Source organism: Desulfolutivibrio sp. (genome assembly GCF_036584575.1).
Taxonomy (GTDB): Bacteria; Desulfobacterota; Desulfovibrionia; order Desulfovibrionales; family Desulfovibrionaceae; genus Desulfolutivibrio.
Genome location: NZ_JAZHDB010000229.1, coordinates 1 through 10,034, shown reverse-complemented (window position 1 = coordinate 10,034; position 10,034 = coordinate 1). Strand labels below are relative to the sequence as shown.

The 10,034-nt window shown below is 66.0% G+C and carries 8 protein-coding genes; 2 read left to right on the top strand and 6 right to left on the bottom strand.

All coding sequences use genetic code 11. From position 1 onward, the window contains the following. Positions 1-257: 257 nt before the first annotated feature. From V3572_RS17280 to V3572_RS17270, 3 genes are read right to left on the bottom strand one after another with little or no spacing between them, the layout of a single operon-like run. Complete coding sequence (locus tag V3572_RS17280) at positions 258-1,121, bottom strand: DNA polymerase III subunit delta' (RefSeq protein WP_332112275.1); 864 nt, start codon at positions 1,119-1,121, stop codon at positions 258-260. 7 nt (positions 1,122-1,128) lie between these two features. Continuing rightward, the gene (locus V3572_RS17275) at positions 1,129-2,433 is read right to left on the bottom strand and encodes an adenylosuccinate synthase (protein WP_332112274.1); all 1,305 of its coding nucleotides are present in this window, start codon (positions 2,431-2,433) and stop codon (positions 1,129-1,131) included. Positions 2,434-2,438: 5 nt separating this feature from the next. Beyond that, entirely contained in the window at positions 2,439-2,792 is a 354-nt protein-coding gene (locus V3572_RS17270) for a hypothetical protein (protein WP_332112273.1), read from the bottom strand. Between the two features lie 165 nt (positions 2,793-2,957). Between V3572_RS17270 and V3572_RS17265 the strand changes: the two genes are divergently transcribed. Together V3572_RS17265 and plsY are read left to right on the top strand one after the other, a co-directional pair. Continuing rightward, positions 2,958-4,232, top strand: a complete 1,275-nt coding sequence (locus tag V3572_RS17265) for an IMP cyclohydrolase (RefSeq protein WP_332112272.1) — start codon at positions 2,958-2,960, stop codon at positions 4,230-4,232. 18 nt (positions 4,233-4,250) lie between these two features. After that, positions 4,251-4,838, top strand: a complete 588-nt coding sequence (plsY, locus tag V3572_RS17260) for a glycerol-3-phosphate 1-O-acyltransferase PlsY (protein ID WP_332112271.1) — start codon at positions 4,251-4,253, stop codon at positions 4,836-4,838. A gap of 7 nt (positions 4,839-4,845) precedes the next feature. Here the strand turns inward: plsY and V3572_RS17255 are convergent, their stop codons facing one another. From V3572_RS17255 to V3572_RS17245, 3 genes are all read right to left on the bottom strand, one after another. Continuing rightward, a complete protein-coding gene (locus tag V3572_RS17255; RefSeq protein ID WP_332112270.1) occupies positions 4,846-7,344 on the bottom strand; it encodes a PAS domain S-box protein in 2,499 nt (832 codons plus the stop codon). 132 nt (positions 7,345-7,476) lie between these two features. Next, complete coding sequence (locus tag V3572_RS17250; RefSeq protein ID WP_332112269.1) at positions 7,477-8,682, bottom strand: radical SAM/SPASM domain-containing protein; 1,206 nt, start codon at positions 8,680-8,682, stop codon at positions 7,477-7,479. A 71-nt stretch (positions 8,683-8,753) separates the two neighbouring features. Beyond that, a partial coding sequence (locus V3572_RS17245; protein ID WP_332112268.1) for an EAL and HDOD domain-containing protein occupies positions 8,754-10,034 on the bottom strand: 1,281 nt, incomplete at its 5' end.

Genomic DNA, 10,034 nt, shown 5'->3' with positions numbered 1-10,034 from the left:
CCGCGCCGGAAGGCGGCGACACTCCGGCCTCGCCGTCCCCCGAGACCTCGTCCGACGCCGATAAATAGCCCGTCCTCTTCGGTGAAAACCTTCACGCCCGCCGTATGGTAAGCACCATACGGCGGGCGTCTTTTTTCCCCTCTCCCACGCCCTGCCCCCCGACAAAATTTTTGAGGGAGGGTCCAGGGAGGGAACTTTTTTTAAAAAGTCCCTCCCTGGCCGCCGGAGGCTCCCTTCCCCACTCTCTCCCTGCGCCCCTACCGCCCGCATCTCCCAAACATCCGCACCCCCAGCCATTCCAGCACCAGGGACGGATTGACCTGCATCACCAGCGCCTCCTGGCATTCGCTTAAGAGCACATCGAAAAACCGCACCGCGCCGGGATCGGAAAACCCGGCCAGGAACCGGCCAAGGGGCGACGCGGCCCGGCCGGACAGGGCCTCGGCCAGGCATCGGGCGCAGGCCAGAAGGATGTGGTCGGCCAGAAGCCGCGTCATGCGGCCCTTGGCGCTGGTACGCGCGAACCAGCCCCGGCCCGTGCGGTAGAAATCCGCCAGCGCCCCGGCCCATTCCATGGGGTCTTCATCGCCAAGCTCGGCGGGAAGCGAGGGGGATTCGGGATCGGGCCAGGCCAGGGTGACCACGAAGGATCGCGACACCAGCGTCGGGAAAAGCCGCTCCCGCTGCGGGGCCAGCAGCATGAAGCAGTGCTTCGGGCGGGGGTCTTCCAGGGTCTTTAAAAGCGAATTGGCGGCCTCGATGGAAAGCGCCTGGGCCTCGGCCAGGATCACCGCCCGGTAGCCGTCGCCGCGCGGCGGCTCGCCCGCCTTCTGGCGCACCTCGCGCACGTCGTCCACCTTGATGGACCCGGCCATGCCGTCCAGGAGCATCAGATCCAAAAAGACCCGCTCCCGAATCTGCACGCAGGCCGGGCACACGCCGCAGGGGGCGTCCGGCTGGAAGCAATTGAGCCGGGCCGCGAAAAAAAGCGCCGCGCCCAGGCGTTCTGCGGCCGCGCCGCCCTCGATGACCAGGGATTGGGGCGGGGCCAGGGCCAGCTTGCAAAGCCTGGCCAGGACATGGCCCTGGCGGGCGGGGATGCCGAAGGCCTCGCCATTCACGACCGACTCACGACCGGATGATGGTCTGCCGCCGATCCGGCCCCACGGACAGAAGCGAACAGCGGGTGCCCAGGGCCTGCTCGATGCGCGACACGTATTCCCGGGCCGCCAGGGGCAGATCCTCCCAGGCGGTAAGCCCGGTGATGTCCTCGTCCCAGCCGGGCATGGTCTCGTACAGCGGCTCCACATGCTCCAGGGCGTTTTCCTCCTGGGGCGGATATTCGTAGACCTTGCCCTTGTAACGGTAGCCGATGCACAGCTTGAGTTCGAAAAGGCCGCTTAACACGTCGAGCTTGGTCAGGGCGATTTCGGTGGGGCCGGAGAGCCTGGCCGCCTCGCGCAAAAGCACCAGATCGAGCCAGCCGCAACGCCGCCTGCGCCCGGTGGTGGCCCCGAACTCGCCGCCCTGGGACTGGAGGTAGTCGCCCACGGTGCCGAAAAGCTCGGTGGGGAACGGCCCCGAGCCGACCCGGGTGGTGTAGGCCTTGACCACGGCCACGATGCGCGACAGCACCGACGGCGCGCAGCCGCTTCCGGCCGAGGCCTGTCCGGCCACGGTGTTGGAGGAGGTCACGAAGGGATAGGTGCCGTGGTCGATGTCCAGGTGGGTGCCCTGGGCGCCCTCAAAAAGCACGTCGCCCCCGGCCCCGAGGGCCTTTTGGATCTCTGTGGACACGTCGGCCAGATGCGGCACGAGCCGCTCGGCCACGGGCAATACGGCCTCGAACACGGCCGCCGGGTCCACGGCCTCCAGGCCGTACAGATTGGCGAACAGGGCGTTTTTTTCCACAAGGGCCGTCTCGATCTTGGCGCGCAGCAGTTCCGAATCGGCGAAATCCCCGGCCCGGATGCCGATGCGGGCCATCTTATCCTCGTAGCAGGGGCCTATGCCCCGGCCCGTGGTGCCGATCTTGGCCCCGGCCCGCAGGGTCTCGCGCGCCCCGTCGAGCAGGCGGTGGTACGGCATGATGACCTGGGTTTTCTTGCTGATTTTTAGCCGCTTGGGCGACACGTCGACCCCTTTGGCGGCCAGCATGTCCATCTCCCGGCACAGGACTTCCGGGTCGAGGACCACGCCGTTGCCCACCAGGCAGGCCGTGCCCGGATGCAGGATGCCCGAGGGGATCAGGTGGACGATGGTTTTCTCGCCCCCCACCACCAGGGTGTGCCCGGCGTTGTTGCCGCCCTGGAAACGCACCACGGCATGGGCGTTTTCCGTCAAAAGGTCCACGATCTTGCCCTTGCCCTCGTCGCCCCACTGGGCGCCGTGGACCACGATTCCGCGTCCGGCGGCGACACTGCGCTCGGCCATGGCTCTTACTCCCCGTCTTCCTTGGGCCGCAGGGTCAAAAGCTTGCCCCGCTTGGCCGGATCGGCCGCTGGCTGGCTCGGCACGGGCCGAAGCCCCTCCTCGCGCGGCGTCCCCTTGCCTCCGGCGGCGGTTCCGGGGATGGCGGCCCCCGGGGCGGCCGTGGCGGCCCAATGGTGATTGAACAGTTGATTTTTAAAGCGCATGGCCTGGATCATGCCCAGGACCAAGACCGCCTCTTCCCAACGCCTGGAGGGCTCGAAACGGCTGACCCGCCCGGCGTATTCCTCCCACAAGGACATAAGCGACGCCTCGTCAAAGGCGGCCAGTTGCCTAGCCAACTTCAAAAGCACCTTCTCCACCGTCACACTCCTTGCCGGGACACCCGCGCCAGATCCGCCAGGGACGCGCCCGGGCCGATCAGGTCTAGCAGAAATGCCGCCACGGGCCAAATGCAATTTGCCCGGGGGCCTGGGCTGTGGTAGGCACAGCCAGTCACAACCCCCCGCTACGGAGACGACCATTCCATGAGCGACCTCAAGAAAATGTATTCCACCCTGGCCGACGATCCCTTTCCCGGGGACTTGACCCTGCGCCTGGGCGACGCCGAACTGCGCTTCGCCAAAAAGACCTGGACCATCGACGGAACGGAAAAAGGCCTGCGCTACGGGGAAAACCCGGACCAGCCCGCCGCCCTCTACGAACTGGCCGCTGGCGAGCTGTCGCTTGGCGGGGTGGCCTTTCGCGGCCCCGGCCACAGGCTGGTGGCGGCCATGACCGAGGAACATCTGGTCCAATCCGGCAAGCACCCGGGCAAGATCAACCTGACCGACGTGGACGGCGGCGTCACCGTGCTGCAATACCTTAGCGCCAAACCCGCCGTGGTCATCCTCAAGCACAACAACCCCTGCGGCGCGGCCTGGTCCGACGCCGGGCTTCCCGACGCCTTCGACAAGGCCTTCTCCTCCGACCGCATCGCGGCCTTCGGCGGCACGGTGGTGGTCAACCGGACCATGGACGTGGACACCGCCACGCGCCTGACCCAGGTCTATTTCGAGGTGGTGGCCGCTCCGGACTTCGACGACGCGGCCCTGGCCGTGCTGCGCACCAAAAAAAACCTGCGCATCCTGCGCCTGCCCGGGCTGGCGAAGCTTGAGGCCCTGGCCGGGGAGCCCTACCTGGACATCAAGTGCCTAAACGACGGCGGCATGGTGCTCCAGTTCTCCTTCCGCAACCGCATCCGGTCCACGGCGGACTTCCTTCCGGCCATGGCTGAGCGGGACGGGGTCACGGCCGTGGCCCGGACCCCGAGCCCCAAGGAGGCCGAGGATCTGCTCTTCGCCTGGGCCGTGGAGGCGGGCGTGACGTCGAACTCGGTCATCTTCGCCAGAAACGGGGCCACGGTGGCCATCGGCACCGGCGAGCAGGATCGGGTGGGCTGCGTGGAACTGACCATTTACAAGGCCCAGACCAAATACGCCGACCGGCTGGCCTTTACCGAGGCCGGGCTGTCTTTGTATGAGCTGGAAAAGAAGGCCGAGACGGACGAGGCGGCCAAGACGCTGCTGGCCGACATCCGCCGCCGCACAGCCGAGGCCAAGGGCGGCCTGCCGGGATCGGTGCTGGTCTCGGACGGCTTTTTCCCCTTCCGCGACGGCGTGGACCTGGCCCTTTCCGTGGGGGTGACGGCCATCGCCCAGCCCGGCGGCTCCATCCGCGACACCGAGGTCATCGCGGCGGTCAACGAGGCCGTGCCCCAGGCGGCCATGGTGTTTACCGGGCAGCGGTCGTTCAAACACTAGCCTCGCCGGGAGCGCTCCATGCTTTTGATCATCTGGCTGGCCCTGACCTATCTGGTGGCCGCCTTTCCCTTCGGCCTGTGGATCGGCCTGGCCTGCGCCGGGGTGGACCCGCGCCAGGCCGGCAGCCGCAACACCGGGGCCACCAACGTGGCCCGGCTGTGCGGCACGAAATGCGGCGCGGCCGTGCTGGTCCTGGATCTGCTCAAGGGCTTTTTGCCGGTGATGCTGGGGGCGGCGTTTTCGGATTCGTGGATCTTTTTGAGCTTGGTGGGGCTGGTCGCCCTTTTGGGGCACATGCGCTCGATCTTTCTCTACGGCAGAGGGGGCAAGGGCGTGGCCACCACCATCGGGGTCTTTCTGGCCTATTCGCCCCTGGCGGCGCTTCTGGCCGTGGCCGTGTGCGTCTTCGTCATCAGGCGCACGGGATACGTCTCGGCGGGCTCCCTGGCCCTGGCGGCAACCCTCCCCCTGGCCCTTCTGGCGACCGGCGACACGGCCTATATCCCCGTGTCCCTGGTGGTGGCGGCCTGGATCGCCTGGCGGCATCGGGAAAACATCTCCCGTCTTCTGGCAGGCGAGGAGAAAAGCTGGCGCAAGACGTCCTGAGCGGGCCTCATCCGGCCGGACCGGGCTCTGCCGCCGCACATTCCGTGGGCACGGGCACGGCATGCACCAGGACCATGTCCGGGGGCACGAACACGAAACTGACGTCGTACGGCGCCGTGGGGTCCGTGGGAATCAGCAGGTTCATCCTGCGCCGCACGGCCTGGCGGCCCTCGAAGGCCGTCCACAAGGCAAGATAGACCTCCGGGGCCCCGGCCAGGATATCCCCGGCCCGGTGTCCCAAAAGCCCTTCCAGGCGGCCGCGTCCGGCCGTCACGGCGGCCCGGTTGGCCTCGGCCAGGATGAAATCCCCTTCCACAAGCCGAAAAACGCAGGTGGGCTGCGGAAAATGGCGGTACAGGAACCGGAACCGTTCCCGGCCCTCCATGAGTTCCGCCTCCAGGCGGCGGCGTTCGCTGATGTCCGTCAGGGTGACCACCACCCGCGACAGGTTCCCCCGGGCGTCGTGCTCGGGAAAGACGCTGAGCGCCAGCCAGCGAATCGCCTCCCAGCCGTCCTGGCGGATGCCCACCGTGACGTCGCGACGGGGCTCCTGGTTCAAAAAGACCCCGGCCAGGGGCGTTTCCTCGGGACGCAGGGGGGAGGCGTCCTCCCGGCACAGGGCAACGGGCGGTCGGGCCAGGGATTGGCCTAAAATCTCGTCCTGCGGCACGCCCAGAATCTCCAGGGCCCGCCGATTGGCCATATCCACGCGGCCTTCTCCCGTGGCGGTCAGGATGCCGACCTCCAGATTGGCGACCAGATCCCGATACTTCTTTTCGCTTTCGGCCAGGGCCAGTTCAGCGGCTCGGCGGTCGGTGATGTCCCGGCCCACGGACTGGATTTCCGTTATCCGCCCCTTGGCGTCAAAAAACCCCCGGTTGATGAACTGCATGAACCGCACCCGCCCCGCGCCGTCCACCACCCGGTTCTCCACCACCACCACGGGATGGTCCGGGGCCAGGGCGCCCAACTCGCGGTCAATGCCCGGGAGATCCTCAGGAAGGGGGAAGGGACGCCAGGTACCGGACGTGAGCTCCTCCAGGGTCTTCCCGAACAGGCGGCAATACGGCTCATTGGCGAAGAGAACCGTTCCCTCCGGGCTAAAACGGCAAATGACCTCGATCTGGCTCTCCACCACGGCCCGGTAGCGTTCCTCGCTGGCCCGCAGGGCCTTTTCCATGGCCTGAACCTCGTCCAGACGGCCGGTGAGCATCCGATTGGCCTCGTCCAATTCCCGGGTACGGGCCGCGACCCGCCGCTCCAGATCGTCGTGGGCCAGACGCAGGGCCTTTTCGACCTCCACCCGGCGGGTGATGTCCATGCCGTAGATGTTGGCGCACTGGCGCTCGGGACAGGGGACGGCCATGCAGTGGAAATACCTGGGGGAGTAGCGCAACTCGCCCTCCAGGCGCGATCCGTGCTCCAGGGCCGAACGGACCATCGTCAGCAGCCCGGCGTGAAGGACAGCCGAGGCCAGGGAATCGTCCCTGGCCAGGCCCCACTGACTCTGCGCGGCCGGATTGGCGTATTCCACAACCCCCTGCCGGTTCACCCGCAGGACCGGATTGGGGTTTTCCCGGGGAAACCGGGCCAACTCCCGGACCTCACGGATGGCGGCATGATGGTCGGTGATGTCGCACAGGGTTCCGGAGATTCGGACGGGGGTTTTGTCCGGGGCGAAGTCAGCCACGGCCCAGGCCTGGGCCACGCGCTCCGCGCCGTCCGTGCGCACGAACCGAAAGCGGTATTCCACCTCGCCCGGCCCGGCCATGGCCGCCTTCCGGACCGCCGCAAGGATATGCCGGTCCTGCGGATGCACATGCCCGAGAAAAAACTCCCAGGTGGGATCAGCCTCGCCTGGCTCCCGTCCGAACAGGCGGAACATCTCGTCGGACCAATAGTTGGCCCCTGTCGTCAGATCCCTATCCCAACTGCCGATCCTGGCCAGTCGCTGGGATTCGTTGAAGCGCCATTTTAGGAGCGCCCGGTCGCCATCCTTACCGGATACGGGGCCGGACACAGGGCCGACGGCTGGTCCAGGGGCAGGCTCGGAACCTGAGCCGGAGGCTGGCGAGGGAACTGGCCCGAAGGCTGCGCCGGATGCCGAGTCGAACGGCGTCCCGGGAACGAAGCCGGATGCCGGTTCGGGCCGCTGGGGCTGCCCGCCGCCTTCGGCCGAGCGGATCAGGGCCGCGAAAAATCCCGGACGGCGGCGGATCGCGGCCAGGACATCGCCCGCCACTTTGCCCGAGAGGGCCAGGATTTCGTCCGGACACTCGCCCAACTCCCGGGCCAGGGCCACCAGCTTCTCCTCGGAAAGCGAAACCGAGTCGCCGCGTTCGATGCGGCTTAAGTGCGAGGGCTGCATGCCCACGGCGAAAGCCACCCGCCGCAGGGAATAGCGTTTATCGGCGGCCAGAAGCGCCAGGCGTTTCCGGCGAAGTCGCGACCCGAGCCCGGTTTCTTCCATGGTGTTGACCATAACGTACACGGGGAACGGGGACAAGCTTTCAGGAAACACCCTGATCAGGTTTTGTCAAAGCAGGGGGCGCCGGAGGGAGACACGCGCCGCCGGAGCTAGCTCCGGTCTTACTCCGGCAGGATCGATAGTGGTGAGACCATCCCTTTCGGGACACTCTCAGCAACCGCAGGCCATGGCCTCGTGCGGCGCAACATCCGCCATCTCCGGGCGCAATTCGAGAATCCGCTTGTGCCGTTCCTTTTCGGGAAGCGCCCGCAGATAGGTCAGGTGCGTGTAGATGCTCCCGGGTTCTTCCCGGCCCCGGGTACATTTTCGGCAAGCGGCGGGCGGATCGTCGGAATTCACCCTGGCCCGGAACTCCAACAACTTTTGGGAATTCCACAGTTGGGGAAATCCCTGCTGAAACATGTTCCCCAGCGTCCCACAACCGCCGCAGCATACCGTGGCCGCCCCTGCCTGGCTGATGTTCAGATGCTCCCATGGCCGGTAGCACGGCCCGGATTCGGCTTCCCTTTTCCCGTCGCGGAAAAGCGGCTGATGGTTGAGGGTGATGCCCAGCCGCGCGGCCTTGTGCTTCGCTTTGAGCACCATCTCGTCATACAGATCGGGATGAAAGAACATGGCCTCACGATCCAGTTGCGTCCCCGGCCGGGTGACCAAAAGATAATTCACCTGAATCGCCTTGGCCCCCACGCGATGCGCCAGGTCGACATAGTCCAGCAACTCCTCGATCGTCCGGCGCATGGCGCAAAAGACGAGGGTCAGCTTGAAATCGTTCAGACCGCGCTTGCGGCAATATATCTTCATATGCATGAGGTTGGCGACGACCGTCTCGTAGTCCGAGCCCTTCATGATGGAATCATAGGTTTTTTGACGCGCCCCATGGAAAGAGCACCACACGCCCTGCAGCTTGTGCGCCAGGAGGTAGTCGGAAAGTTCCGGCTCCAGGGCCAGACCGTTGGAAAAAATATGCAGCGGCGTCTGATAGGCCCACAGTCTCTCCACAAACTGATCGAGCCAGGGATTGAGCAGGGCCTCATAGGAGGAAAGGATGGCCACATTGACGAACGGCAGCAGAGGCTCGAAGGGATCAAGCCATTCCGGCTTTCGGAAGGCCCCGGGGTCCGAGGCCCTTTTGCGGCCGGTCTCCGCCAGGCAGAAGATGCATCGCACATTGCAGACGTTCGAGATGTCGAGGCCAAGTTTCAGGGGCCGCGAATTGACGACGGGCAAATTATTCCGGCTCTCCGTGAAATTCAACTGGGTATTGATTTGGCGGGCCATCGCATAGTGTTCGGATTGAATACGCCCGGGCATGAGTTCCCCCTGCACGCTTGAAATCTTGACGCACCATGCGTCCATGGGGCGGTTTCATGCAGATTTGGCGCCAATGGAGCAGCCGACCATCCTGGCGGCCGTAGCGACGATCCCTCTCAGCCCAGGATGTCCTTGGCCCACAGCGAGGCCTCGGCATAGAGTCTCGCCGCCTCGGCGGCATCGACCCCGGCCGCATCCAGCCCGCCCAAGGCCTGCTCCCAGCGTCCGCCCTCCAGGTCGGCCGCCAGCGCCAGCAGTTTTCCGGCCTGCCCGGGCTCTCCGCGCAGGGCGGCCAGGATGTCCTCGGACAGGGGAAGCTGGGCCGCAACTTCGGACATGGACTGTCCCAGAAGCGCGTCCATGCGGGAAAAAAGGCCCAGCATGAACAGGGAATCCGGACTATGCGGCAGTTTGGCCCGCCCCAGGGCCAAAAGCTCCAAAAAACGCGCCCGGGTCAGGGATTGGAAGGAAACCTCGCGACCGATGGGGGTGTGGGCCATGTCCGAAAGCAGCACGGCCATCAGCCATTTGCGCAAGGGATTTTGGCCCATGACCATCATGGCCTGGGACAGGGACACGATCTTGTCCATCCTGAAAAACGCCGCCGAATTCAAATATTTGAGCAGCCTGAAAGACAATCCCGCATCCGAGGACAAAATGGCCTCGATACGCTCCGGCTCGGTATCGGGAACGGCCAGTTCGCGCAGCAGGCGAACCTTGGACACCACCCCCACCGGCGGCTTGCGGCCGCTGACCACCTCGGGGCGGCTGAAATAAAATCCCTGGAAATACTGAAACCCGGCGGAAAGGCACAGGTGGTGGATCTCCCGATCCTCCACCTTCTCGGCCAGAAGCGCCACGCCCCGGGCCAGAAGGGGTTTGACGAGTTCGAGGATGCGCCCCGGCGAGGCCCCCAGCACCTCCACCTTGACGATGTCGGCCATCTCCACGAACGGGAGCAGTTCCGGTTGCCCCACGAAATCGTCCACAGCCAGGAGATAGCCCGCCTGCTTGATGGCCCGGCAGGCGGCCAGGACCGCCGGGTCCGGACGCACGTCTTCGAGAATCTCCACCACGCACATCTCGCGGGGCAGGGCCAGGGGCGCCTGCTTGAGCAAAAGGCCCTCGGGGAAATTGATGAAACACTTCTTGGGCTCAAGCATGGTCTCCGCGACCAGGGGAAAGCCGTCGATGATGACCTTGGCCGTGGCCGTATCCGCGTCGGCCACCCGGGCCTCGGTCGCGCTGGCCGCCTGACGGAACAGCAACTCGAAGCCGTACACCCGCGACTCGCGGTCGAGGATGGGCTGTCTGGCCACGAACACGGGTTCGAAAAACCGCCCCTCCGGCGTCTGTGGGGGGGGCGTCTTCATGCCTGGGCCGCCCGGCTTGGCGGG

Bases quoted from the DNA above. Each gene is read 5' to 3' on its own strand.
- V3572_RS17275 (WP_332112274.1), bottom strand. From the start codon at position 2,433: ATGGCCGAGCGCAGTGTCGCCGCCGGACGCGGAATCGTGGTCCACGGC.
- V3572_RS17265 (WP_332112272.1), top strand. From the start codon at position 2,958: ATGAGCGACCTCAAGAAAATGTATTCCACCCTGGCCGACGATCCCTTT.
- plsY (WP_332112271.1), top strand. From the start codon at position 4,251: ATGCTTTTGATCATCTGGCTGGCCCTGACCTATCTGGTGGCCGCCTTT.
- V3572_RS17250 (WP_332112269.1), bottom strand. From the start codon at position 8,682: ATGGACGCATGGTGCGTCAAGATTTCAAGCGTGCAGGGGGAACTCATG.